Raw genomic sequence first — 25,800 nt, 5'->3', positions numbered from 1 at the left:
AAAAGGAGTGGTCATATGTATCGCAATCGCAAGAATGATGTAGCAGAAGTACCACCAGAACAAACCCCTGTTTGGGAATGTGAATCAGAGGATTGTTTAGGATGGATGAGAAAAAACTTTTCATTTGAAGAAGAGCCAAAATGCCCTTTATGTAAAAGTAATATGAAAAGCGGAGAACGATTACTACCTAAATTAGGTTAATATTTACACGTCCCCTCTTATCTTATGATAGGAGGGGATTTTATTTTTCTATAAATAATCATAATATTTTCATTTCAATCATTATTCTGGTATCCTTTTAATTAGATACTTAAAAGGAGTTGAAATGATAATGAATAAGAAAGTCCAACTCGGTAGCACCGATTTATATGTCAATCCTATTGGATTTGGAACAAACGCTGTTGGAGGTCACAATCTGTATCCAAATTTAGATGAAGAAGTTGGAAAAGATTTAGTTCGAACTGCGCTACATAATGGAATTAACTTTTTGGATACAGCGTACATATATGGACCTGAACGATCTGAGGAGTTAATTGGTGAAGTACTACAAGAAACAAAAAAGCGTTCAGAAGTTATTCTTGCTACAAAGGGTGCTCATAAAATAGTAGGCAATGATATTGTTTTTGATAACTCTCCTGCATTTTTAACCCAATCTGTAGAAGATAGTTTAAAACGCCTGAAAACAGATTATATCGATTTATACTACATTCATTTCCCTGATGACAATACACCAAAAGATGAAGCTGTCGGTGCTTTACAGCGTTTAAAAGAAGAAGGGAAAATAAGAGCAATTGGTGTATCAAATTTTTCGATTGATCAATTAAAAGAAGCTAACCAAAATGGTTATGTTGATGTATATCAAGGAGAGTATAATTTATTAAAACGAGATGCAGAAATTGATTTATTACCCTATGCGAAAGAAAATAACATTTCATTTATACCATACTTCCCTCTAGCTGCCGGTTTATTGGCTGGTAAATACAATAAAGATATGAAGTTTCATGATTTACGTGCCGATATGCCTCATTTCCAAGGTGAAGCGTTTGAAGAAAATTTAGAAAAGGTAGAGCGAATCCGTCAAATTGCTCATGCAAAACAGACAGAAATAGCTCATGTAGTACTTGCTTGGTATTTAACAAGAGAGTCCATTGACGCTTTAATACCAGGCGCAAAAAGAGTCGATCAAATACTTGATAATTTAAAAACATTAGATGTCCATCTAACAGACGACGAAATTCGTCAAATTGATCTTCTATTTAAAGTAAAGGAATAATCTATATTCTTGGACTTGTCCTACAAGTTTCTTCAAATAACTAAAAAACCGGCGGAGAAAATGGATTATCTCCGTCGGTTTTGTTATTTTTTAATTCTCTTCCTTCATCCGCTTGTTTAAGAAGATTGTAAGGCATGACGATGTGCAGCGGCATAAAAAAACAAGGAGCTGTCCCATAAGTCAAATTTTCGACTATGTGACACTCCCTTTTGTTTTAGAAACGTTGATATATCGATGTTTTTGTTTTTACATTTTGGAGGAATTTCCCCTTTTGGGACAGCCCCATGAAAATCTTGCTACTGATAATCGATGCATTATGTCAACTTCATATGAATATTCTATTCCTACCAAGTCCTCCTCATTGATGATATAATTAAAATAGCGGAGGGATATTATGGGGGTTATTTTGTATTTTGTATTTTATTATGGATTATTGTTTCTTATAATTGGTACTGCATTATTTTTATTTATTATGGCTGCATTACCAAAAATCTGGAATAAAAATCTATCATTCATAATAATCGGTTTAGGGATAAATATACTTGCCATTCCGTTGTCTTTTTTTATAGGTGGGATGGCAACAGATTCTCCGGATAGTACTATGCTTGATTTTTGGAAAGGATTTTTCTTTATTCAAACAATACCGCTCTTCTTACTACTTCTTTTACTACTTTTAACTTTAGTGTTGTGGTTTATTCGCAAGAACAAGAAAAAAGCAAACATGTAGAATTTCAAAATGATTTCTGCTAACGTAAATTATGTAAATAGGGGCTGTCCCATAAGTCGGTGAAACCGACTTATGGGACAGCCCCTTGTTTCTTTATGCTTATTTTGAGCGATTATGTAATGCTTTTATAATTTGACTTGCTGTTTGTTTCCCGTTTCCTATACAAGCTCCAATACCTACACCGTAATATGAAGCTCCAGCTACATAAACGTTCGGAACAATTTTTACTAATTTTTTATTTAAAGATTGAACTGCTTGATTATGCTCTAAATGATAATTGGGCATTAAGTCATCCCAATTTGTAACTTCAACTACTTGGGGTTTCCCTTGAATTCCAAGACTTTTTTCAATATCCGTTAAAGCAATTTGAAGACGTTCTTCTTCACTACTACTTTTCATTTTTTCGTAATTTGCGTTTGAACTTTTATAAAACATTCTCACTAGCAAATTTTGTTTTTCTGACGTGTGTTTCCATTTTCTACTTGTCCAAGTACAAGCATCACATTGTAAATTTTCATTTTCTGAAACAATAAAACCAGTTCCATCTGCTGGTAATTGATGATCAGGTACATCAAACCCTAAATAAATACTTACAAGCGATGAGTTCTTAAATTTATCAAATTCATCGTCTAAATCATGAGAATGTAAAATTGTTTGTGCAACATCATGTGGAACAGCTAGCACGACACAATCTGCTTTTACTGTTTCTCCATTCGAAAAAGAAACTTCATATCCATCATCATTTTTCCTTATATTTGTTGTTAGCATTCCTTTTCGTATTTCCGTATCATTTAATGTTTCTTCTAACCGATGAATAATTGTAGATAGTCCGTTTTTAAATGATACAAACTTTTTGTTTCCAGCTGCCTGAAATTGTTTTTTATTTACTTCGAATCCTTTTATAATACTGCCGTACTTATTTTTATAGTCCACTAAATATGGTAATGTAGATGCCATCGTAAGTTCATGTAATTTGCCAGAATATACACCCGAAAGCACAGGAGCAATTTGTCTTTCCACTAACTCTTTTCCTAAAAAGCTTTCCAAAAATAAAGCAAGCGATGTCTCTTTTGTGAAACTTTTATTCTTCGTAATAAAATCTTTTAGCGCAGTGATCTTCCCTTTTGTAGAAACTAATGTACTCTGAAATAATGATTCTACACTTGTTGGGATTCCAAATACAGTATCAGTGGGAATTGGATGTAACATATCATCTGAATAAATGTAAGAAATTCCTGTTTCGTTATAAACCATCTCCTCTTCTAAATTCAATTCTTTTATAAGAGGAATAACATGTTCATTTCGTGCAACCATGGAGTCTGCCCCTGTCTCCATAATAAAACCATGTTTTTTTACACTATGAATTTTCCCACCTAAATATTTATCTTTTTCCACTAGGATTAAATTTAAATCTAGATTGTAGTCCTTTTTCATTCTTTCTAAGTAAAACATTGTGGAGAGGCCTGTAATACCTCCACCTATAACAACAACTGTTTTCATGTCAACTGAGCTCCTAACCGATACTATAAATTAATAAATTCCTTTATTATTATACCCAAAAGTTAGCTCTCTCGACTAGCAGCTTGCACACTCTGTAAGAATTTAGACAATATATTTGAATATACATCAGGTTGATCCCGATGAACAAGATGATTTGCAAACGGAATAACCGCAATATGAATTGCGGGATTTAACTCTTTAAATGTCATAGCGGCGGTAACTTCAGCTTGTGATTCTCCTCCCACTATACATAACGATGGCACTTGTAAACTTGAAACATCCCCCGTTTCAGAAAATGGATACCAATCCGCTTCATCCCATGATTCGATTAATTCTTTCCAATCACTATTTACATAAATTAAATATTCTGATAAATAAAATTACATCAAAAATATTCGAGAATTTTTATCTTTCTTCGTACATGTCTTTATCTCAAAAACATAATCCAATTTATTAGTTTATCAATTTCTTGACTCACTTCTAATACTTTTTCATGTTGAAAACCATAGTTCGCAACAAGCATGAAGAGTTCTTCTTTTTTTAGTTTGATCATTTCCTCTATTCTTCTCAGCTCCATATCGTAATACTCGCTCCAATTTTAAAAGTTATGTACTTTAGTATAGACTACTTACATAATAAGTAAAACCCTCATGTTTCTGTAAATCTTACATATGTAAGAAAAAACAAGTAAATATCTCTTATTTCAGCGAAAGATAAAACAGCATAAAAAGATTGACTCTACATAAAATGAATTGTATATTTGTATTAGGTAAAAAAAATTTACCTAATACAAAATAAATTACACACGCGCATAATTTATTTAGGTAGTTCAAGATTTCTATCATGTTATTCCTATGTAGCCCGAAATAATACGGGCTACTCCCCATCATTCTAAATTGTAAAGGCTCCATTTCCTTTCAAATGGAGCCCGTCTTTTTTATATAACGCGAACCTTATTTCACGAAATCAATACATCAGAATAGCATCATTATAATGTATCAACAATACCTTTTATGCTGTTAAATCATATCACTGCCTATGAATTGATTTAATTCAGTGGAGGTTTTCTTCACCCCCACTGATTATGAGCCTTCACCAGACTATTCGAACAGAAAACATCATAATTATTTCGATATATTAATTATACTTAATGATGTATAAAACATGATAATACATTCAAAATTATTATATATTTTTTACATAATAATTTTGAGTATATTAGAAGGTAAATCGAAACTCTTTTACATTTAGGTTATTATAAAAATAAATATCTCCTACTATACACATTACCTCTTCTAACAAATTACTACTATAGAATAACAATCATATCTTAGTTCATTTCCGATTCCATCATCCAATATCCTTCCTGTTCCGCATGCAATATCTAATATCCATACCTTTTGAATTTTTAATCTCTCAGCACCTGAAAGTAAAAATGGTAAATCTGATAAACTTCATTTTCTTTTGCACAATCCAACCCTCATCGCTTTTTGAGTGAAAACAATATACAAATTATACTAAATAAATATTTCTCTATAATCTTTAAAATGAGTTGGACTAATCTCTTTTCGATTATCGTAAGTTAAAATGAAGTGAAAAAATGAGGAGTGATACGATGGAACGATTATGGATTCCAATAATCGTAACATTTTTTTCATTTGGTGGTTTATTACTAGGTGGTGCTGTTGGTGTTGTGACATGTCAGTTTATAGAAGAAAAGATGCATCATTTATATGCACTATGTGGCGGCATTTTACTTGGGTTATTATCAATTGAAATTATTCCAGAAACTTTTTCAAATTACAAAGCGGTGAGTCCTATACTTGGAATTGTTATTGGCATTTTACTTATGAGCCTATTCGATCATCATTATCACCATTCCATCGTACATACAAAAAAACAACAAGCATGGCAAACTTTTTTATTTTTATCTTTTGCCATTTTTATTCATAATGTACCGAGCGGATTTGCTCTTGGGTCTGCCTTTATCAATCATAATGAGTCTGCTATTCCTTTTTTACTTGCAGTTGTAATCCATCATATTCCAGAAGGATTAGCCTTAATTATCCCGTTTTTATTTACAAAACATACGTATATTTCGTTTCTAATTGTTATTTTCTTACTTTCTATTATTCTCGGTACAGGAACGATTTTCGGTATTATAATGGAAGAAAAAGCAGCACATTTACAAGGACTAGTTATGGGAAGTGCAATCGGTTCATTAGGATATGTTACTATACACGAAATGCTAGGCAAAGCTGTAAAAAATCTTTCTCCTATCTCCTTTCTTTTCTGGTCTATCAGCGGCGTTTTATTTATCACATTTTTCACATTCTTTGCAGGACATCATTAATTTCATTATGATTTATTCAAATTCATCACGAAAAAGACTTATTTCCTTTATTTAGAAAGAATAAAAGTAAAAAGATAGATAAAAACAAAATGTTTTCATCTATCTTTTTACTTATTCATTTCTATTTTTAATTTCTATCTGTAAATTCTCTATAAACTCATGTAGCGATACAACTTCTGAGTTTTCTTCACCATATTTACGTACATTTACAGATGCATTCTCCATTTCCTTATCTCCGATGACAAGAACATATGGTATTTTCTGTATTTGAGCTTCCCGGATTTTATATCCTAGTTTTTCATTACGAATATCCCTTTCTACTCGTATACCAACCTGTTTGAATTTGTCTTCAATCTCTTTTGTATATAAATCGTGGACTAGATTTGAAACTGGGATCACTTTTACTTGAATAGGAGCTAGCCATGCCGGGAAGGCTCCTCCAAAATGTTCAATTAATATTGCTAGGAAACGATCAAATGATCCTAATACAGCACGGTGAATCACGACTGGCCGTCTCTTTTCATTTTTTTCATCAATATAGTGCAAATCAAATTTCTCAGGCATTTGAAAATCTAATTGAACTGTTCCGCATTGATGACTTCTTTTTAAAGCATCCTTAATATGAAAATCAATTTTTGGTCCATAAAATGCGCCATCTCCTTCATTAATTCTATAGTTATATTGTAAAGATTTCAGTACGTTTTCAAGAGCAGCTTCTGCTTGATTCCATAGTTCATCGTCCCCCATTGAATTTTCGGGTCTTGTTGATAGCTCAATTTCATATTCAAATCCAAATGTTCTATAGACATAATCGATTTGTTTTAATACTGATTGTATTTCACTCTCTATCTGTTCAGCTGTCACATAAATATGTGCATCATCCTGACAAAATGTACGTACTCTTAATAAACCATTTAATGCACCACTAAACTCATGGCGATGAACTTGGCCAAACTCACACATTCGAATTGGTAAATCACGGTACGACCGAAGTTTATGCTTAAATATAAGCATATGACCTGGACAATTCATTGGTTTTAATGCAAAGCTTTTATGGTCTACCTCTGAAAAATACATATTATCTTTATAATGATCCCAATGACCTGATTTTTCCCATAGCTCTTGATTCATCATAAGAGGAGTACGCACCTCTTGATAATCATATGCTTGTTGAATTTCTCTTAAAAATCCTTCTAATTCATTTCGAACGATTTGCCCTTTCGGTAAATAAAAAGGCATTCCTGGTGCTTCTTCAGAAAACATAAATAATTCTAGTTCATTTCCAAGTTTACGATGATTTCTCTTAGCCGCTTCTTCTACAAAATGCAAATATTTTTTTAATTCTTTTTGGGAGGAAAACGCAACGCCGTATACACGCTGCAATACTTGATTATTGCTATCTCCGCGCCAATATGCTCCAGAAACATGAGTTAATTGAAATGCTTTTAAATATCCAGTAGCTGGTAAGTGTGGACCGCGGCATAAATCTACAAATTCTCCTTGTTTATACATTGTTATAACTTCTCCTTCAGGTATTGCTTCTAAAAGTTCTAACTTTAAATGGTCGTCCGCTTCTTTAAAAAACTTCTCTGCCGCTTCTCTACTTATTTCAATCCTTTCGATATTTAAATTTTCATGTATGATATTCTTCATTTCTTTTTCAATTATCGGAAAGTCCTCAACAGTTATACTACTTGAAAGATCCAAATCATAATAAAAACCATTTTCAATCACAGGTCCTACACCAAGTTTGACATTGCCATAAATTCTTTTTACAGCTTGTGCTAATATATGTGCAGCAGTATGCCTTGCTATGTTTACTCCTTCCTCTGAATCGATAGAAATAATTTCAACTTTTGCATCATCTTCAAGCTTACGGCGTAAATCAAATAGTTGATCATTCACCTTCCCGGCTACTGCTTTCTTTTTCAAACTAGAACGAATGGATGCCGCTATTTCTTCTAAAGTAATTCCTTTTCTATATTCTTTTTTGCTTCCATCTGGAAAAATAATATTGATCATCTGTTTACTCATTTTCATCGCTCCATTTCTTTTATAAAAAAAAGCACACTCATCCCTATATATAGGGACGAGCGTGCTTTTACCCGTGGTTCCACCCAGATTCCCATTATATAAAAATATACAATGGCTCCTTTTGCGGTAACGTCGCTGACACGGCACCAGATACTTTTCTTTTCCCCAGTGCAGCTCGAAGGTGGTAAGTTATTTCACTGCGTTAGGAAGTTCTCAGCTATCCTTCCCTCTCTGTACAACCGTTTGAAATAACTCGTGTCCTTTTCTTTGCTTGTCGTAATATAAAATTTTAAAAATAAAAAAGCATATTCATCCCTGAAATTAGGGACGAATATGCTTAATATCCGTGGTTCCACCCAGATTCCCATTATATAAAAATATACAATGGCTTCTTTTGCGGTAACGTCGCTGACACGGCACTAGATACTTTTCTTTTCCCCAGTGCAGCTCGAAGGTGGTAAATTATTTCACTGCGTTAGGAAGTTCTCAGCTATCCTTCCCTCTCTGTACAACCGTTTGAAATAACTCGTGTCCTTTTCTTTGCTTTTAGATTAATATCCATGAATTGCTATTAAATATATCTTATTCAAATTATTTTTGCAAGTGTTTTAAAATAAAAAATTTAATTTTTTTATTTCTGACTCTGCACTTTTATTATGGACTAACAAGCCATTCTTTTATATATTCAACTTTTTTCCCTTGTACATGTTCTACATCTAATGATACATTTGCCTGTTCATATAACGTTGGAAAAATTTCATTCATGTAAAAGTAATGTGATTTTGCATCTTTCCAAAAAGAAAGTACAATATAGCGATTTGCATTTTTCAGTGATTTTCCTACAACACCGCCTAGCATCCCTGCTGTTTCTCTCATCCCTTCATTCCAAATAGTTCGTTGTACATGTAAAAACTGTTCTTCCTTCCCACGTTTCACATCACAAATTGCAGTTCTAATAAACATACCTTTTGCAATTGCCTTCGTGAGTGATGACTCCTTTATATGAAATAATGTTTCATATAGTTCAATATCACAAGCTACGTACGTTTCCTGTTGATTGCTATTATTAAAAATGGAATCGTGTATTTCATCCATAAATGTTTGATATGTACTCATATTCTCCCAAAGAGTAAATATACAAGCTTCTTCTTGATTCCATCCTCCACATTGACCAAGAAATCCATTCACATTTCGCAAATTCCTCCATCTTCCTTGCGCTTTTGAAAACAAACTCATTTTCTCTTTTTCGACTTGACAAAATATTGTTTTTAACAGCATTTCATTCTCTCCTAACCAATCTACTAGTAAAACTGAATTAAGTTTACATAATATAATTATAATTGATTGAAATATTTCACAGCAGGATACATATATTATAAATCAAAATTTTCAGACGGGTATAAAAATACGAACGAGATGATGCAAGTTTTGTCTTAGTACGAAATCTTTCTACGTCGACAAAATATGACAAAAAGAAAATGTATAACTTGTTATGATAGATGAGATATTTTTATGCTTCATCTTACTGGAGGAATATACATCATGAAAAAGTTATTCTATCGAAAATGGTGGGTGGTGCTTTTTAGTGCGGTCATCATTATAGGCACAATCTCTTTTATTACATTCAGCTACAATTCAGAGAAAAAACTACAACAGGATACAAAAAAACCCCTTGACAAATCTACTTATCAAAAAGAATTAAAATCGCACATTGATTTGTTCAATGCAAAATATGATCAAATTGTAGCCAAGGAATGGCTCCCTGCCTGGGACATTATAAATGAGAACAAAGGTAATGTAAATAAAGCCGAATTAATAGAAAAAATGAATCAGATTAGCAATGATTTTAGCGAACTCTCAAGTCAAATGGAGAATTTTAAGGCGGAGAAAAAACTACAAGATGCGGATTTGAAGGAAAAAATGAATCATTTTCGAATCGCATTTATCGCTGCTTCAAATTACATGAAAAGTGCGGCATCTTCAGTTTCTGAACATTTAAGTGATGGTACACCTTTAAATGAAATTTCCCAAAATACACTTCATCCTTTAGGTCTTGCTGATCAAAATATGGTAATGGCATTATCTACTTTAAGTGAGATAAACAACATATTAGGCATCACAAAAAAATAATTTGTTCCGCTTTGAAAAGTTCCTTTCTTCTATTCCACTTGAATCTAAATTGAAAAAACTAAAGGCTGTCCCAAAAGTTATCCTTTTAGGACAGCCTCCTCATAAAGTGAAACTTTAATCAGTGGGGGTTTTTTTCATCCCCCACTGATTATGAGCCTTCACCAATCGGGCTGTTACGGGCAGTTAATCTCCCACCTATCTTCCTTGCTTCTCTCTGAATCTTGGGGTGGGAGTCTTACTGCCCTAAAATAGCGGGATAAAATGAACTTGATCGAATATATGTATATAAATCTTAATTTTCAGTTTGTTTATATGGCATTTATTCGATCACAGATAGTTGTTGTTTCTGAAATTCTGTTTTTTCATCCGCTTTCGCAATTCCTATTTTTTCTATCGTTTTCTTTTTTATAGATTTATATTTTACATATGTGTCGAATTCTGTTTCAAAAGGAAACGGCGCGACTCGAATCGTTTTTTTATCTACCCATTCCGCTTGTAGTAGCTCATTTGCTTCTCTATTAAATATTTCAGTTCCCTCAAATCCATCTTTAAATAAAGCTACTTCCTCTTGTTTTGACACACCGGGATGATTCATACAAGCATATAAAGATAATTCATCACAAAATTTCAATAATCTATAATGCTTATCAAACATCGTATACTGTCCTTTTGTTAACGTTTTCAAAAGTTGTTTTTGACGGTCTAATTCTTTTTGATAGAAATTCACCATCTCGTTATCTTCTTGATTGAGAGGAAATGAAATAAAATGTTTACTACAAAGTACAGCTCCATATGTATTACTTTTTGCAATCTCATTAAGTCCTAACGTGTAAAAAACAAATCGTAAAGAGCTTGGACAGTCCATAAAAGTATATGGTGCATTGGTAGCATCATTCCAAATTGGCGTCTTATCCAATCCGATCCATCCCCTATCATGTTCATAAATCGCATCAATGCATTCTTTTAAATATAAAGTATCTTCAAAAAAATCCTTTTTTATATGTTTCGCAAATTCTCCTGCGAGAAAACCATGATCATGTTGGCGAATCAGTACAAATTCTTCTTTTTGATTACGAATAATCATAGACTTACTCCCCCTCTTCATTCCACTTTATTTACTTTCCGCGATTAAAATAAATTCTTAGTCCTTAGCAGGGATTTCACCTCTTACAACGAAATTAACTAACAGTATGATATGATCCTACTAATTCATTCTATAAGTGAATCCTTTTCTATTCTTACTATTCATTATACTAGTAACCACACGCAAAATAATTTTTTTATGAGGTGAAAAAATGAACAAAACGGAATTAATCAAAAATGTAGCACAGTCAGCTGATATCTCCCAAAAGGATGCCTCAGTAGCTGTTCAATCTGTATTTGACACAATCACGAATGCTTTACAAAACGGAGACAAAGTACAACTAATTGGATTCGGAACATTTGAAGTACGGGAAAGAGCAGCTCGAACTGGACGCAATCCTCAAACAGGTGAAGAAATCCAAATTGCAGCTGGAAAAGTTCCTGCCTTCAAAGCAGGAAAAGAATTAAAAGAAGCTGTAAAATAAGAAGAAATTTTATCTATTTCATCCAAAAAAGAAAAGAACAGAATTTTTATCTATATACAGAAATGAAAAGAAGATGGCCATCTATGCATGAAATGGTCATCTTCTTTTCTATTAATAGATCATAAAATTCATTCAAAAATTCTCTTATCAATCGGAGAATTGTATAGAATTAAGAAGGTTATGTTCTCTCTTTAGAATCCTTTTCTTCAAACTCCATAACTTCATATATATGTTTCGCATGAAATACTTCACAAATATAAAATAGGCATTTACATTTACTTACAATTTGATATTTTCTAGTTGGATATATATGTGATTCTACTGAACATCCATCAAATAATTCAAGGATATGTCCTGACGGCTGGTAACCTTGATATAGAATATTTTTTCTTGTATCTAGCTGTCTCACTACTTCTTCAACAGGGGTACATTCATTTTCTAATTCTTTCTTTACATGACTCGGCAAAAGTGATATATCAGCAAATATGAGTCTTTCAGATAATACCTTTCCTTTATAAGAAATAGAAGATACACGATAAAGATATGTTCCATTATGATCAAAAAAGTTTTTCGCTTCTTTTGGAATATATTTCCTTTCTAACATTTCTTGTTCAATCACATGAAACTGAACGCTGTCTTGAATGATGTTTTCTAACGTTTCCATTGATGATTTATCATAAGAAAACACGATATCTTTCATTGCTTTTGCGGCTGTCATATCAGCAGCTTCGTTTCTTTTACTTTCGGTTACTAACACGACCAACACCTCTTTTATTTTTCTGAACCTTTGTATATTGGCAAGCTCTCTTCTTCGTAAGAATATAGAAGAGATCTAGCATTTCGCTGTTGAAACTCTGTTATTTCTTTATTTAACACTGCCAATGATGCGATGTATCCTAAACCGAATTGCACCTCCCTCATGACTGTATTTTCTAAGAGTAATGATTTTTCCTTAAAAACGAGTAGTTTAGGAGCATCATTTGGTGCTGAGACCGTAAGATGAGTTGGCGAGATCATCAGTCCTTCTCCAGTAGCCTTTAGTACAGCTTCCTTCCGCGTCCAATACGTTAAGAATCCTGCAATCTTTTTTTCATCTGGCAATTGCATAACGTGCATCATTTCCGTATCTGTTAATACACCTGTCGCCATATTCATAACATCAATATTCGGCGTTATTTGTTCAATATCTATCCCAACAGGCGCGGATGCTGTAAATGCTACGACAACATATTCTCCAGAATGCGATACGGATAATTGCGGCATCCCATCTGGTAATTGCGGTCTTCCATGCGCTAATTTACAAACTGGACATGTCCGATCTATTGGCACTTGAAGCGGTGACACAGCAAGGTGTTTTCCAAGTACGAGACGACTGATTACACAACCGATTACAAAGCGGGCGCGGTCCGCTGCATGATGAAACGAATTTGCCTTTTTTCGTTCCTCTTCATCTAATAAATGAAAATGCCATGGTTGTAAGTCTGATATTTGTGCCCACCATATTTGACAGTTACGATGATGAAGTTTCGGAATGAAATCTCCATCCTTCCAAGCTATCACTAGCATCCCCCCTTTATATCCTCTACAATCTCTTCACTCACTTGCCGCTTTTTTATTTCATTGTATAGATGCTTGTTCTACTTTTTTGCTTACGCTCTCATCACGAATACGTAATGCAAATAATAATGCGATAAACAAAAAGCCAGCTGCGGTACATAAAGCAACTTGATAAGCTGTAATATCGGTTTGTCCAACTTCCATTTCACCTGTAATATGACTTTCAAGCGCTAACATACTAGCAAGAATCGCAACACCTATTGCAGAACCTAAGCGATTTTGCACATGAAATATCGTTGTAGCCTTTCCTATAGAAGAGGACTGAATATGCTGAAAAGCAGAAAATTGTACCGTCCCGACAGAATGTCCTAAGAAGAAACCTATTCCAAACAATAGTAGGCGAATGAGCCATGGGTTTGTCTCATTCGTTACAAAGCTTAACAAAACGAATAAAATAGCCGCACATAGTAAACCGATAGAAATGAGTCTTCGCGATCCTATTTTTCTATAAGACCATGGTATGATTTGTGATGAAATCATTAATCCAATTGCCTCTGGAAATGTCGTCAAACCCGTTTCTAATGCGGATGCATGTCCTATATTTTGATACATAAGTGGAAATATAAATAACATACCAAGTAATCCCGCTGCCGATAAAAATGAAATGATGCTCATATTTCGAAATAGGTGTTCCTGTAATAAACGTAAATCTAACATTGGGTGCTTTACTCGAAGTTCGACAATAATAAACAAGGTGATACATAAAATTCCACCTATTCCAGTTCCGATAACATCGAAAGACATCCAGCCTTTTGATGGCCCTTGACTTAAAGAATATACTAGCATCGTAAAACCAGGTGCTGAAAGAATAAAACCTAATAAGTCTAATCTTCCAGCGTCTGTTTCTATATGTTCTACAAGAAACAGCATGCCAAATATAAATGCAATAATTCCGAACGGTACGTTTATATAAAACGCCCAGCGCCAAGATAAATGCTCTACAAAAAATCCACTGATAATGGGGCCAACTGCTGGTGCAACAGCAATTGGCAACACAATAAATCGTGAAATTTTCGGCCTCTCTGCAGGTGAAAACGTTCGAAACAACATCGCCATTCCTACTGGTGTCAAAAGTCCTCCACCAACGCCTTGAATCATCCGAAATATATTTAAAGTTGTAATGCTATTGGCAATACCACATAATGCAGAAGCAACTGTAAATATGGAAAGAGCAATTAAAAAGATTCGTTTTGTTCCAAAGCGATCACCGAGCCATCCAGAAATAGGTAAAAATATAGCAAGACTAATCAAATACCCTACATTAACTGTCCCCATGGCTGAAGGTGGCACTTGTAACTCCTGACTAATCGTCTGAAGTGCGACATTCACAATCGTTGCATCCATTGAAGCCATAAACATCGCGATAATATATACAACAGTAACAACCATTTTTGGATTCATTCTTACTTCCCTACTGATACATATTCAAATTGACGAAGACGCTTTGGCATCATATCCGTCCAGTGTAATTCAATATATGCTAGACAAGCTTGCCTACTATCATTGTCATGCACAACGCTCCAACCAGCTGGTACGTCGAGAAAAGCTGGCCAGACAGAATGCTGGCCTTCTTCATTTATTAACACTTTATACATATCATTATCATTTTCAAATGGATTCGTCATATATGATTACTCCTTTCTTTTCTTGTAATCTATTCGCTAAAACTTTTCCAATTTCAGCAAGTGGTTCCGGCTGACATAAATCTTTATGCCGGCAGTCAATATCATACTGTTCTATTTCCCCGTCTATATAGCTAGACCACGTGTCCGGTGAAATAGGTTCAAACCATTCTGGTATCATTGTCGATCTGAAAAAGATAAGATTCCCTTTAAATTTCTTTGGAACATATTTTCCAAGTAGAGTAACAGAATTTACATATGTTTCTTTTAAATTCAAAATGGTTGTCTTTTCTAGGCTGGCTAATGCACTTCCATCCTTATGAAGAATTTCAATGGCACTTTCCATATTAAGTGGTTTCCCATCCATATGATCTGGATCATAACCACCTAAAGCTAACAACGCGATAAGTGCCTCTTCTTCAGTGGGCGCCTCTGTATTTGGTAAGAAATGCCCTGGATACGAATCAAGCATCACAAGCATTTCAACTTCTTCTCCCTCACTTTGCAAATGCGTCGCCATTGCATGAACAACATTTCCTCCAAGCGACCACCCTAATAATCTATATGGCCCATGCGGTTGCACTTCGCGAACATGTATAAGATAATCCGCAGCCATTTCCTCTAATGTTTTTGGAAGTTTTTCTTTTTTGGAAATACCGCGCGCTTGTACACCGTAAATTGGATACTCTTTTCCTACAGATTTCATTAATCCTGCATAACACCAGCTCAGTCCTCCCGCTGGATGAACACAAAATATCGGCAATTCTTCACCGCTTGTTCGTAAAGGTAACATGACATCTAACGCACTTTGATTCGTTCCCATATCAAGTCTTTCCGCAAGAGCGGAAACTGTCGGCGCTGTAAATAAATGACCGATATTTATTTCTATACCTAACGCCTCTCTAATACGGCTCATTAGCTTTACAGCAAGCAACGAATGTCCGCCGAATTCAAAGAAACTATCGTCAATTCCAATTCGAGGCACTTGTAAAACTTCTGTAAATATGTCACATAATAGTTCCTCTTTCGGTGTTCTTGGTCCTCGGATTCTATTAGACACTGTAAATTGCGGAGCTGGTAACGCCTTTCGATCTAACTTTCCATTTGGAGTTAATGGTAACGTATCGATTACAACAAAAGCGGATGGCACCATATAATCTGGTAGACTCTTCCCGACATATTGACGCATATGAACTGTTTCCATCTGTATTTGTGGTGACAGAACGATGTATGCAACTAACCGTTTATCACCTGGCTGATCTTCCCTCACAATAACAGCGGCTTGTTCCACATGTGGATGCTGCATAATTGTAGCTTCCATTTCACCAAGTTCAATGCGGAAACCGCGCATTTTAATTTGGTGATCTGCCCGACCTATGTAATCTAATGTTCCATCTTGTCTCCAGCGCGCCAAGTCACCAGTGCGATACATGCGAGTACCAGGTTCTCCGTATGGATTTGCTATAAAGCGTTCCGCCGTTAATCCTGCGCGTCCTAAATATCCACGCGCAAGCCCCGCTCCTGCTACATACATTTCTCCAACAACTCCCGGTGGTACAGGCTGCAAATAAGGATCTAATACGTATACTTGCAAATCTGGTATACTACATCCAATTAAACTATTTGCTCGTAAGGATACTATATTTTGATCCAGTTCCATATAACTTACATGTACAGTTGTTTCCGTAATCCCATACATATTAATGAGCTTTGGTGCATGATCTGTATGACGGCTGTACCAATCTTCTAGGCGACTTAATTCCAGTGCCTCCCCGCCAAAAATGATATAGCGTAAAGAAAGCTGTTTGCCTAATTCTATGTTTTCACGATCCGCCTGCATCAGTTGATAAAATGCGGACGGGGTCTGGTTTAAAACAGTTACTCTCTCCTTAACAAGAAGATGTAAAAACTCCTGAGGTGAACGACTGACCGTATGCGGTACAACAACAAGTCGACCTCCATATAAAAGCGGTCCCCAAATCTCCCAAACTGAGAAATCAAATGCATAAGAATGAAACATTGTCCAAATATCTGTTTCATCAAATTGGAACCAATGATCCGTTGCACCGAATAACCTTACAACATTTTGATGCGGAATCATAACACCTTTTGGCTTGCCTGTTGAACCTGACGTATAAATAACATAAGCGACGTGCAGCGGTAATAAAGGTTGTATCCGTTCTACATCCTCAATATCCTCGGTACAATATTGATTGATCACATTTCTTGTTTTCACATCATCAATAACAATTACGTTTGTTACTTGATACTCTATTTCAACTTCTGTACTCGTAATGATACAAACTGGCTGTGCATCACTTAACATAAATGAAATTCGATCTGCTGGATAATGAGGATCTAACGGTAAATATCCTGCTCCTGTCTTTAAAACAGCTAATAAGCTAATCATCATATCAAGTGATCGCGGCATTGCTAGCGCAACAATTTGCTCTGGCCCTACCCCTTTTGCAATTAACAAACGAGCTAACTGATTCGCCTTCTTATTTAACTGTTCATAACTTAATGTTTTCCCCTCAAACACAACAGCAGTTGCACCCGGAGCCTTGCGAACTTGCCGCTCAAACAATTCCGGCAGCGTCACTTCAGCTGTAGTTTGAAAACCACCATTCCACTTTTTCAAAATTGTACGATATTCTTCTTCTTCTAAAATTTCTAAACATCCAATCTGTTTCTCTGGATTCTCTACCGCATCTTCTAACAGTCGAATGAACCGCGTTACAAATTTTTGAGCCGTCTCATATTGAAATAAATCTGTACGATATTCTAGTAAACCTTGTAATCCATTCGCGTTTCCTTCTTTAGTACTTTGCTCACTTAGTTCAATCGTCAAATCAAATTTGGCAGCGCCTACGCTCTGAATCTCAAGCGTTGTGTCTACATTTGGAATATCAAATGTAGCTTCCGGTGTATTTTGAAAAGCTAGCATAATTTGAAAGAGCGGATGACTATTTCTCGAACGTACAGGGTTTAATACTTCCACAAGTCGCTCAAATGGAACATCTTGATGTTCATAAGCAGCAAGATTTCCTTTTTTCACTCGATTTAACAGTTCTACAAAAGTCGGATCTCCCGATGTATCTGTACGTAAAACGAATGTATTTATAAATAAACCAATCATCTCACTAAGAGCATCATCATTGCGTCCAGCTATCGGGCTACCAATTGGAATATCCGTTCCAGCTCCTAATCTTGTAAGCAATGCAGTAAGGCCTGCTTGCATTACCATAAATAGACTCACACCATGCATGCGAGCGAGTTCTAATAAACGTTTGTGTAACCTTGAATGAATATGAAAATCTATCGTATCCCCGTGATAACTGATTTCAGCAGGACGTTGATAGTCTGCAGGCAATTCTAGTTGATCTGGTAATCCTTTTAATGTTTCTTTCCAAAAATCAATTTGTTTTGAAATCAGACTATCCTTTCTCTCTTCATTTCCTAATAGTTCTTGTTGCCAAAGAGCGTAATCAGCGTACTGCATTGGAAGAGTTTCCCACTGCACGACTTCACCTTGACAACGAGCTCTATACGAAGTGGCGAGATCTTTTGTGAATGGGCTTAAAGACCAACCATCCCCTATAATATGATGTAATAAAATAAGGAGTACATGTTCATTTTTCCTAATTTCAAACAGTTCAACGCGCATGGCAGGCTCTGTAGCTAAATGAAAGCTATATCGAACTGATTCAGCAAGCAAATCAGATAAATCCGCTTCCGTAGTCTGCGTTATAATAAGCTTAGGTTTCGCCTCCTTTGTTGTAAGAATTTTCTGGTACGGGGTTCCAAATTGATCTGGAAAGATTGTTCTTAGCGTCTCATGACGTTCTACAATATCATAAAGCGCACCTTGTAATGCTTCTTTATTTATTTCACCAGACATACGAATCACTAACGGAATATTATATGTTGGACTTGGTCCTTCTAAACAATTCAAGAACCATAAACGGCGCTGTGAAAAGGAAAGAGGAATTTCCTTCGGACGCTTCATCTTTTTCAAAGCTGGTCTTGCACTTTTTGCACCATCTAACTGTTTCGCAAGTGCAGCAACGGTTGGCGCCTCAAATAACTTACCAATTCCTATTTCTACACCTAACATGTCCCGAATGCGTCCCGTTAAGCGTGATGCTAAAAGAGAATGACCGCCCATTTCAAAGAAATGATCATCTATCCCGATTCGTTTAAGCCCAAGCACTTCCGCAAAAAGATTACATAAGATTTCCTCTTTCGGGTTTCGCGGTACTCGTTCACTTGTATTTATACTGAAATCAGGTGCTGGCAGTGCTTTTCGATCGATTTTCCCATTTGGTGTTAACGGTAATTTCGACAATATAATAATGGCCGAAGGGACCATATATGCCGGTAAGTGCTCCGCTACATAAGAGCGAATGTCTGTAGAATCAGCAGATTCTCCTACAATATAAGCAACGAGCCTTTTATCTCCTGGTTGATCTTCTCTCACAAGTACAACTGCTTGCTGAACAGCTGCATGCTGATGGAGTACTGTTTCTATTTCAGCTAACTCTATACGGAAACCGCGCATTTTAATTTGATAGTCTGCACGACTAATATATTCGAGAGAACCATCTCGGCGCCATTTGACAAGATCACCCGTACGGTACATCCGCGTTCCTGGTTTCCCATAAGGATTTGCCACAAATCGCTCTGCTGTTAAATCTGGTTTTCCTAAATATCCATGAGCAAGCCCTGCTCCAGCAATATACAATTCTCCTACTACCTCTGGCGGAACCGGTTGCAAACTGGCATCTAATACATATACTTCTGTATTCCAAATTGGTTTTCCAATAGGAGGTATATGTGTGTTCGTATTATTCAAATGCATTGCTGTAGACCAAATGGTTGTTTCTGTTGGTCCGTAAAGGTTTGTAACATCACAATTTAATTCTTTTAATTTTGCTGCCAATGCATTGGGAAGTGCTTCACCACCTACGAGAGCACGTAATCCCTTTATACTTTCCGGATTATCTGTAACAAGCATTTGCCAAAGCGATGGTGTTGCTTGCATAATCGTAATTTTTTCTTTTTGTAATACTTCCGCCAAAATAACGGAATCTTGGATTTCTTCTTTTTGCGCAATTCTAATACTTGCACCGCTTATAAGCGGGACATACATCTCTAATGCTGAAATATCAAAGGCAAAAGTTGTAACGGCTAGTAAACGGTCGTTTTCCTGTAGTGAAAATGTATCCTGCATCGCTAATAAGAAATTGCTTAAACTTTCCATTGAAACAACAACACCTTTTGGTTTACCAGTTGACCCAGACGTATAAATTGCATATGCAGGATTTAAAAGACTAGAAGCATGTCGCGTTTCTGGATTGATACAAGGATACTGTTGCAATTTTCTCTTCATTACTTCACTATCTAATACAAACGTCTCCACATTTCGCTCATTAGGTAAATTTTCCAACACGGAAGATGTTGTAATCATGCAAACAGGATTGGCATCACTGAGTATATATTGCACTCGATCAGCTGGATACTCAGGATCTACTGGTATATATGCGGATCCAGTCTTTAGTACTGCTAACATTCCAATTAGCATGTCGACTGTCCTTGGAAATGCTAAGGCTACAAATTGTCCCGGCTGCACCCCTTGTTCTAACAAGAAATGCGCTAGCTTATTTGCTCGTTCGTTTAATTCTTGATAAGTCAGTTGCCATTCTCCGCCTACTACCACTGTTGCATTTGGTGTTTGATTTGCTTGCTTCTCAAATAAATTTGGCAGACTGATACGTTCTTTCTCTACAGAAGTTGCATTCCACGCTTGTATTACTTGATGTTGTTCCTTTGGAAGTACTACTTCCATCTTACCAATTGATTCAGTTGGATCCATATGTGCTAGAGCTTCTAAAAAATGCATAAATCGGTCTTTATGAGCCGTTACATCTCCTTCGCTATATATCGCAGGATTGGCATCAAAGTGAAACATGAATTCATTCTTATCAAAATGGTTATATACATGTATAGAAAGATCGTCTACAGGTCCCGCTGATAGATTGTGTTTCACTCCAAGATTTCCAGCGAAATTCAAACGATAATCAAATGGCATCACATTGATGATTGGACCAAATAATCGTTGGTTTTCTCCTAATAATTTAAGGTCGCGGCGGAGTTCTTCATGACGATATTTTTGATGAAGACGTATTTCGCGTATTTCATGAGCGACTTGCTCAGCAACTTCAGCGAAACTCATATGAGAAGATAAGGACAATTTAAGCGGAACAACATTCATTACCATACTCGGCGTATTGATCGATGACGATCCTAAACGTCCCATCATCGGTAATCCTAAGACAATATCTTTAGCACTTGTTAATTTATGAAGATAAATGGCAAGTGCAGCGATAATCAAGTCTGGCCAATTTACATTGCACTCCAGCGCTACTTGCTGTAATGATTTTGTTTGCAAATGCGATACATAAGCTGTTTGACGTAAAAATTCTTTAGATGTTTTAGACGTATGTTCAGCTAAACTAATCACTTCTGATAAATCTTGAAATCGTTCTAACCAGAAATTGCGGTCTTTCTCAATTTGAGAAGAGTTTCGATATACAGCATCTTCCGCTAAAACTTGTTGTAAAGAACCGAATGGCTTCTCATGATACGATTGCTGATTCATTAACCTCGTATATACTTTTGCTACTTTTTGGACAAGTAACGAGAAACCGTATCCATCCATTACAATGTGATGAATACGCTGATACCAAATAAAATGATCAGATGCTACTTGGAATAATGCTTCGGTAAACAACTTGTCTTTTTGTAAATCAATCGGCATAGATATATTTTCTTTCATCCACATTTCAGCCGCACGTTTCGGATCATTTTCTGAACTGACATCGATGAAATGCATATGAAAATCTAAAGAATCAGCAATGACTTGCCATGGGCCCGCTTCATCTTCTTCAAAATGAACATGTAATGCTTCTGCTTCCATTACAACAGTGCGGACTGCTAATTCAAATATTTCTGGATTCACTACCCCATGTATCTCCACATATTCAGCTGTATTATAAATTGGATTATCTGGATCAAGTTGCTGCGCAAACCACATTCCGGATTGCGCAGATGACAATGAATGGCGAATATTTCGATAATTAGACATACTGTATGACCCCTTTATTTTGTAATCTGCAATTTACAGTACTCTTTCTTTTTGTGATGCTATCATTCGAAACCAGTCTGAAATTGTTGGGTGTTCCGCTAAATCAGCAAAACTAACTTCTACACCATTTTGGCGCCACTTCTCTACTAAACTCATCAATCTAACAGAGTCTAATCCGCGGTTTAATAAATTTTCATCATTTGTAATAGCCGCTGGGGACTCGCGCAGTAGCTGGGCGACTTGTTCACGTATCATTTGTAGTGTAATGGACGATTCGCTTCCCTCTTTTACACATTGTAAATCTGTTAATACTGCATTCGTTGTTGTTGTTACCGCGCATCGATCGGATGCATATTGCATGGCTTGTCTATGATGATCGAATGAAAAATCGGCAACTGCATCAGCGATGAAGAAAGGTTGAATGCCATCCATAAACGCTTCACATGCTGTTAAAAGACATCCAATATGCGCATATACACCGCAAATGATCAATTGATCACGACCTTGTTCATGCAAAATGTCTAATAAATTTGTCTTTTTAAAGGCACTATATCTCCATTTTGTAAGAAAAATATCATGGTCATCAGGTGCAAGGTCATCAACAATTTTCTGTTTATATGGTCCTTCTGGGATACCAGCACCCCAAAAATCTTGTAATAACCCTCTTTGTTCCAATGTTTGTCCACCTGGCTGCGCCGTATAAATAACGGGTACATGAAGTCCCTTACAAGTTTGTCTTATTCGCTGAATATTAGAAATGAGCTCTACTTTTGGAGATTCTTCATCACAGTACGCATCAAGAAAATACTCTTGCATGTCGTGAATAAGAAGTACTGCACGTTTTGGATCTAATTTCCACGTTACTTTATTCATTGGTAAATCTGATTCAGTTGGCATTTTATATATGGAGATAGCAGGAATCGCCATCTAATCACTTCCTTCCAAGTTAATTGAATATATAATGAAAACATTATGAATGAATGGTAGACTGCAATCTTTCAGCAATTGCTTTTCGTAATTCTTTCTTACTTACTTTCCCTACACCAGTTTGCGGAAACGCTTTAACAAATTCAATTCGATCCGGAATTTTATACGCCGCAATTCCGCGTTCTCTTAAAAATGTTTTCAGCTCTCCTACGGATGGCTGTTGTCCGCGTGCGATGACGAAGGCACAAGTACGTTCTCCTAAATACTCATCAGGCATTGATACAATTGCAGCATCATGAACGGAATGATGGGCTAACAGATGATTTTCTACCTCTTCTGCTGCTACTTTTTCCCCGCCGCGATTAATTTGATCTTTATCGCGACCTTCGACGACTAAATACCCGTGCTCATTTATTTTCACGAGATCACCTGTACGGTAAAAACCATCAGGTGTAAAAGATTTCGCATTATGTTCTTCCGCTTTATAATAACCGCGAATCGTATAGGGACCACGAGTTAATAGCCTTCCCACTTCACCCGGCTTTACGTCATAGTCATTTTCATCTACGACACGTACTTCATCAAACTCTGACATAGGTCGCCCTTGCGTATGAATAATCATTTCTTCACAATCATCAAGTCTTGTATAATTGACTAATCCTTCTGCCATGCCAAATACTTGTTGCAATGTACACCCAAATGTAGGACGTATACGCTTTGCAGCTTCTGCGCTAAACTTCGCCCCTCCAACTTGCAAAACTTGAAGGCTAGATAAATCATTATGGCGCGATGGTTTTGCATCCAGCCATATCATCGCAAGCGGCGGTACAAGCGCTGTAATTGTGACGCGTTCCTTCTCAATTAAAGCAAACGCTTCATCAGGACTCCCTCCAGAAGCGAGCACAACCCTTCCCCCAGCATAAAATGTTCCGAGAGTTCCTGGTGAGCTGAGCGGGTAATTATGAGCAACCGGAAGAACAGCGAGATATACACTACCCTCGTTCAATCGACAAATCTCAGCGCTTACTCGCAAACTATAAATGTAGTCATCGTGTGTTCTTGGAATGAGTTTCGGTAGTCCCGTTGTCCCCCCTGATAGTTGTAAGAAAGCTACATCGCTAGATTTCACTTCAGGTAAGTCAACTGGTTCCCTATATAAATTACGAATTCCAACAAATTCTTCTTCCTCACCAACAACAATGATATGCTTCAATGTCGGTACTTTTCTTTTCACGTCTCTTGCAAGATTTCGATAGTCAAATCCAAGTTGTTTATCTGCAATAATATAAGCAGTAGCTTCAGCAAATTCACAAAAATAACAAATCTCACTACTTCGATGTGCTGGCAGAGCGAACACAGGGAGAGCCCCAATTCGAAAAAGTGCAAAACACACTTCAAAAAACTCTATCATATTTGGTAATTGAAGAACGACACGATCTGTTTTTTTAATTCCTAGTGATAGAAAACCAGCGGCTAAACGATCCACTCGTTTATCAAATTCTTTATAACTTATATGATCTTCCCCGCTCGTCAATGCGATGCGTTCACCATACTTGATAGCCCGCTCTCTAAGCATTTCTCCAAACGTTTCTCCGCGCCAACAACCAGCTTCTCTGTAACGATTTGCAAATTTTTTAGGCCATTCATAGCATCCTAATAGCATCATTTATCCCTCCAATGAGTCCTCATGTAATCCCATAGCTTGAAGCATTGTACGGAATTTCGCTGATGTTTCTGCTAATTCATCCTCAGGCTTTGATTCCGCAACAATACCAGCTCCAGCATATAAACGAAGTGAATTCTCTTCTACTTCCGCACAGCGAATTGTTACAATCCATTCCCCATCACCATTTATATCACTCCAACCAAGCATGCCCGTGAAAAACTCTCGATCAAATGGTTCAATTTCTTGAATTGCTTCACGCGCTTTTTCAGTAGGTGTTCCGCAAACAGCAGGTGTCGGATGAAGTACAGATGCTAATTCTAATGCAGAGATAGATTCATCCAGTAGCTCCCCTTTCACTTCCGTAGATAAATGCCACATCGTTTCACTATAAATGAGCGATGGCTTTTCTGGCACATGTAACGTACGGCAATAGGGACGAAGCGCTGCCGCTACTGCCTCTACCACAACCGCATGTTCATGTAAATCTTTCGCTGAGGAAAGTAAATCTTCTGCTCGCCTCTTATCTTCAGCAGGATCTCCACTTCGAGGTCTAGATCCTGCAAGCGGGTTAGAAATAACTTGCATCCCTCTTTTTGAAACAAGCAATTCGGGACTAGCTCCTATCAAGGTCCGAGTGCGTTTCTGCTTTGCACTATCCTCATTATTTGGTAAATCTACCGCAAACGTATAGCCATGTGGATTGTGTTTTGCTAAATCATATAGCAATTTCTGAACATCAATTTCCCCTGAAGAACAAACATCTAATGATCTTGATAAAACGATTTTTTTCAAGTCACCACTCTTTATTTTTGCTATTCCTTGCTCCACACCACGCATATATTCTAAAGGCGTTGGAATCGGCTTCATTTTAAATCTATGTACAGAGGAAGAGTCCTGAGTTTGTTCTGTAACATCCCACTGTAAACGATCTGTAACTCTTGTTTCCTGAGGAACAATAAGTTGCATTGTTTTTGTTCGATCAAAAGGTAGCGCCCCTACTACAATGGGATTTTGATGTCCCGTTTGTTTTGCACTTTTTAATACAGATTGAACAATCTCAGGGAATTTTTCTGCCTGGCTATGTTTAACTGTAGCAAACGTTCCTTCAGCTAGCATCGTTCGATATGGTGAAGCAAAAAAGAACGAAGACCCAGCTTTGTAATCACGCAATAAACTTGTCGCTAATTCGTTTAAAGTAGCTGTATGATTCATAATTTGAAATTCCTCCCGCAATCA

General features: G+C 36.4%; 19 protein-coding genes, 2 pseudogenes and 2 other annotated features. Of the genes and pseudogenes, 6 read left to right on the top strand and 15 right to left on the bottom strand.

Annotated features, from left to right (window positions below):
• Positions 1–15: 15 nt before the first annotated feature.
• From MR063_RS07995 to MR063_RS07985, 3 genes are all read left to right on the top strand, one after another.
• Positions 16–201 carry a cold-shock protein gene (locus MR063_RS07995; protein WP_000286200.1) on the top strand — a complete coding sequence of 62 codons (186 nt, stop codon included), beginning with the start codon at positions 16–18 and terminating at the stop codon, positions 199–201.
• Positions 202–331: 130 nt separating this feature from the next.
• Positions 332–1,273, top strand: coding sequence for an aldo/keto reductase (locus tag MR063_RS07990; RefSeq protein WP_242196055.1), 942 nt, complete (start codon positions 332–334; stop codon positions 1,271–1,273).
• Between the two features lie 394 nt (positions 1,274–1,667).
• On the top strand, positions 1,668–2,000 hold the full coding sequence (locus tag MR063_RS07985; protein ID WP_242196052.1) for a hypothetical protein: 333 nt from the start codon (positions 1,668–1,670) through the stop codon (positions 1,998–2,000).
• Positions 2,001–2,099: 99 nt separating this feature from the next.
• Here MR063_RS07985 and MR063_RS07980 read toward each other — a convergent pair whose 3' ends face one another.
• The 4 genes and pseudogenes from MR063_RS07980 to MR063_RS07965 all read right to left on the bottom strand — a co-directional run.
• Entirely contained in the window at positions 2,100–3,500 is a 1,401-nt protein-coding gene (locus tag MR063_RS07980; RefSeq protein ID WP_242196050.1) for a protoporphyrinogen oxidase, read from the bottom strand.
• Positions 3,501–3,562: 62 nt separating this feature from the next.
• A pseudogene (locus MR063_RS07975) lies at positions 3,563–3,859 on the bottom strand (alpha/beta fold hydrolase); the annotation flags it as partial.
• Between the two features lie 68 nt (positions 3,860–3,927).
• Positions 3,928–4,077 (bottom strand): aspartyl-phosphate phosphatase Spo0E family protein, encoded by a 150-nt coding sequence (locus tag MR063_RS07970; RefSeq protein ID WP_242196047.1) that lies wholly within the window; start codon positions 4,075–4,077, stop codon positions 3,928–3,930.
• Positions 4,078–4,858: 781 nt separating this feature from the next.
• Positions 4,859–4,954, bottom strand: a pseudogene (locus tag MR063_RS07965) (SAM-dependent methyltransferase); the annotation flags it as partial.
• 161 nt (positions 4,955–5,115) lie between these two features.
• Here MR063_RS07965 and MR063_RS07960 point away from each other — a divergent pair.
• Positions 5,116–5,853, top strand: a complete 738-nt coding sequence (locus MR063_RS07960) for a ZIP family metal transporter (RefSeq protein ID WP_242196044.1) — start codon at positions 5,116–5,118, stop codon at positions 5,851–5,853.
• Between the two features lie 111 nt (positions 5,854–5,964).
• Here the strand turns inward: MR063_RS07960 and thrS are convergent, their stop codons facing one another.
• Positions 5,965–7,887: a threonine--tRNA ligase gene (gene thrS / locus MR063_RS07955; RefSeq protein ID WP_242196041.1), complete on the bottom strand. Its 1,923-nt coding sequence runs from the start codon at positions 7,885–7,887 to the stop codon at positions 5,965–5,967.
• A 48-nt stretch (positions 7,888–7,935) separates the two neighbouring features.
• Positions 7,936–8,164: a binding site (T-box leader), on the bottom strand.
• 43 nt (positions 8,165–8,207) lie between these two features.
• Positions 8,208–8,437: a binding site (T-box leader), on the bottom strand.
• A 104-nt stretch (positions 8,438–8,541) separates the two neighbouring features.
• Positions 8,542–9,165 carry a DUF4937 domain-containing protein gene (locus tag MR063_RS07950; RefSeq protein WP_242196038.1) on the bottom strand — a complete coding sequence of 208 codons (624 nt, stop codon included), beginning with the start codon at positions 9,163–9,165 and terminating at the stop codon, positions 8,542–8,544.
• A gap of 264 nt (positions 9,166–9,429) precedes the next feature.
• On the opposite strand from MR063_RS07950, the gene MR063_RS07945 reads away from it, so the two are divergent.
• A complete protein-coding gene (locus MR063_RS07945; protein ID WP_242196036.1) occupies positions 9,430–10,017 on the top strand; it encodes a hypothetical protein in 588 nt (195 codons plus the stop codon).
• A 319-nt stretch (positions 10,018–10,336) separates the two neighbouring features.
• Here the strand turns inward: MR063_RS07945 and MR063_RS07940 are convergent, their stop codons facing one another.
• Positions 10,337–11,101, bottom strand: a complete 765-nt coding sequence (locus MR063_RS07940) for a DUF3891 family protein (protein WP_242196033.1) — start codon at positions 11,099–11,101, stop codon at positions 10,337–10,339.
• Between the two features lie 211 nt (positions 11,102–11,312).
• Between MR063_RS07940 and MR063_RS07935 the strand changes: the two genes are divergently transcribed.
• Complete coding sequence (locus MR063_RS07935) at positions 11,313–11,585, top strand: HU family DNA-binding protein (protein WP_012094252.1); 273 nt, start codon at positions 11,313–11,315, stop codon at positions 11,583–11,585.
• Between the two features lie 178 nt (positions 11,586–11,763).
• On the opposite strand, the gene MR063_RS07930 is transcribed toward MR063_RS07935, so the two are convergent.
• Genes MR063_RS07930 through dhbC form a run of 8 tightly spaced genes read right to left on the bottom strand, consistent with a single transcriptional unit; the run spans position 11,764 to position 25,776 of the window.
• Entirely contained in the window at positions 11,764–12,342 is a 579-nt protein-coding gene (locus tag MR063_RS07930; RefSeq protein ID WP_242196030.1) for a cold-shock protein, read from the bottom strand.
• Between the two features lie 14 nt (positions 12,343–12,356).
• Positions 12,357–13,145, bottom strand: a complete 789-nt coding sequence (locus tag MR063_RS07925) for a 4'-phosphopantetheinyl transferase family protein (protein ID WP_396021825.1) — start codon at positions 13,143–13,145, stop codon at positions 12,357–12,359.
• A 57-nt stretch (positions 13,146–13,202) separates the two neighbouring features.
• The gene (locus MR063_RS07920) at positions 13,203–14,603 is read right to left on the bottom strand and encodes an MDR family MFS transporter (protein ID WP_242196025.1); all 1,401 of its coding nucleotides are present in this window, start codon (positions 14,601–14,603) and stop codon (positions 13,203–13,205) included.
• 2 nt (positions 14,604–14,605) lie between these two features.
• Positions 14,606–14,827: an MbtH family protein gene (locus tag MR063_RS07915; RefSeq protein WP_242196022.1), complete on the bottom strand. Its 222-nt coding sequence runs from the start codon at positions 14,825–14,827 to the stop codon at positions 14,606–14,608.
• Complete coding sequence (locus MR063_RS07910) at positions 14,811–21,971, bottom strand: amino acid adenylation domain-containing protein (RefSeq protein WP_242196019.1); 7,161 nt, start codon at positions 21,969–21,971, stop codon at positions 14,811–14,813. The genes MR063_RS07915 and MR063_RS07910 overlap by 17 nt, the downstream gene beginning before the upstream one ends.
• Positions 21,972–22,004: 33 nt before the next feature.
• Complete coding sequence (locus MR063_RS07905) at positions 22,005–22,898, bottom strand: isochorismatase family protein (RefSeq protein WP_242196016.1); 894 nt, start codon at positions 22,896–22,898, stop codon at positions 22,005–22,007.
• Between the two features lie 43 nt (positions 22,899–22,941).
• Positions 22,942–24,561 carry a (2,3-dihydroxybenzoyl)adenylate synthase gene (locus MR063_RS07900; RefSeq protein WP_242196012.1) on the bottom strand — a complete coding sequence of 540 codons (1,620 nt, stop codon included), beginning with the start codon at positions 24,559–24,561 and terminating at the stop codon, positions 22,942–22,944.
• Positions 24,562–24,564: 3 nt separating this feature from the next.
• A complete protein-coding gene (gene dhbC / locus MR063_RS07895; protein WP_242196009.1) occupies positions 24,565–25,776 on the bottom strand; it encodes an isochorismate synthase DhbC in 1,212 nt (403 codons plus the stop codon).
• Positions 25,777–25,800 lie beyond the last annotated feature (24 nt).

The sequence above is a fragment of the Bacillus cereus group sp. BfR-BA-01492 genome (assembly GCF_022662815.1).
Lineage (GTDB): Bacteria > Bacillota > Bacilli > Bacillales > Bacillaceae_G > Bacillus_A > Bacillus_A cereus_BD.
This window is presented reverse-complemented; position numbering and strand designations above follow the sequence as displayed.

Excerpts from the sequence above, each read along its gene's own strand:
- thrS (WP_242196041.1), bottom strand. The coding sequence starts at position 7,887 with ATGAGTAAACAGATGATCAATATTATTTTTCCAGATGGAAGCAAAAAA.
- MR063_RS07915 (WP_242196022.1), bottom strand. The coding sequence starts at position 14,827 with ATGACGAATCCATTTGAAAATGATAATGATATGTATAAAGTGTTAATA.
- MR063_RS07950 (WP_242196038.1), bottom strand. The coding sequence starts at position 9,165 with ATGCTGTTAAAAACAATATTTTGTCAAGTCGAAAAAGAGAAAATGAGT.
- MR063_RS07945 (WP_242196036.1), top strand. The coding sequence starts at position 9,430 with ATGAAAAAGTTATTCTATCGAAAATGGTGGGTGGTGCTTTTTAGTGCG.
- MR063_RS07920 (WP_242196025.1), bottom strand. The coding sequence starts at position 14,603 with ATGAATCCAAAAATGGTTGTTACTGTTGTATATATTATCGCGATGTTT.
- MR063_RS07980 (WP_242196050.1), bottom strand. The coding sequence starts at position 3,500 with ATGAAAACAGTTGTTGTTATAGGTGGAGGTATTACAGGCCTCTCCACA.
- MR063_RS07960 (WP_242196044.1), top strand. The coding sequence starts at position 5,116 with ATGGAACGATTATGGATTCCAATAATCGTAACATTTTTTTCATTTGGT.
- MR063_RS07990 (WP_242196055.1), top strand. The coding sequence starts at position 332 with ATGAATAAGAAAGTCCAACTCGGTAGCACCGATTTATATGTCAATCCT.
- MR063_RS07970 (WP_242196047.1), bottom strand. The coding sequence starts at position 4,077 with ATGGAGCTGAGAAGAATAGAGGAAATGATCAAACTAAAAAAAGAAGAA.
- MR063_RS07995 (WP_000286200.1), top strand. The coding sequence starts at position 16 with ATGTATCGCAATCGCAAGAATGATGTAGCAGAAGTACCACCAGAACAA.
- dhbC (WP_242196009.1), bottom strand. The coding sequence starts at position 25,776 with ATGAATCATACAGCTACTTTAAACGAATTAGCGACAAGTTTATTGCGT.
- MR063_RS07900 (WP_242196012.1), bottom strand. The coding sequence starts at position 24,561 with ATGCTATTAGGATGCTATGAATGGCCTAAAAAATTTGCAAATCGTTAC.
- MR063_RS07935 (WP_012094252.1), top strand. The coding sequence starts at position 11,313 with ATGAACAAAACGGAATTAATCAAAAATGTAGCACAGTCAGCTGATATC.
- MR063_RS07940 (WP_242196033.1), bottom strand. The coding sequence starts at position 11,101 with ATGATTATTCGTAATCAAAAAGAAGAATTTGTACTGATTCGCCAACAT.
- MR063_RS07985 (WP_242196052.1), top strand. The coding sequence starts at position 1,668 with ATGGGGGTTATTTTGTATTTTGTATTTTATTATGGATTATTGTTTCTT.
- MR063_RS07910 (WP_242196019.1), bottom strand. The coding sequence starts at position 21,971 with ATGTCTAATTATCGAAATATTCGCCATTCATTGTCATCTGCGCAATCC.
- MR063_RS07905 (WP_242196016.1), bottom strand. The coding sequence starts at position 22,898 with ATGGCGATTCCTGCTATCTCCATATATAAAATGCCAACTGAATCAGAT.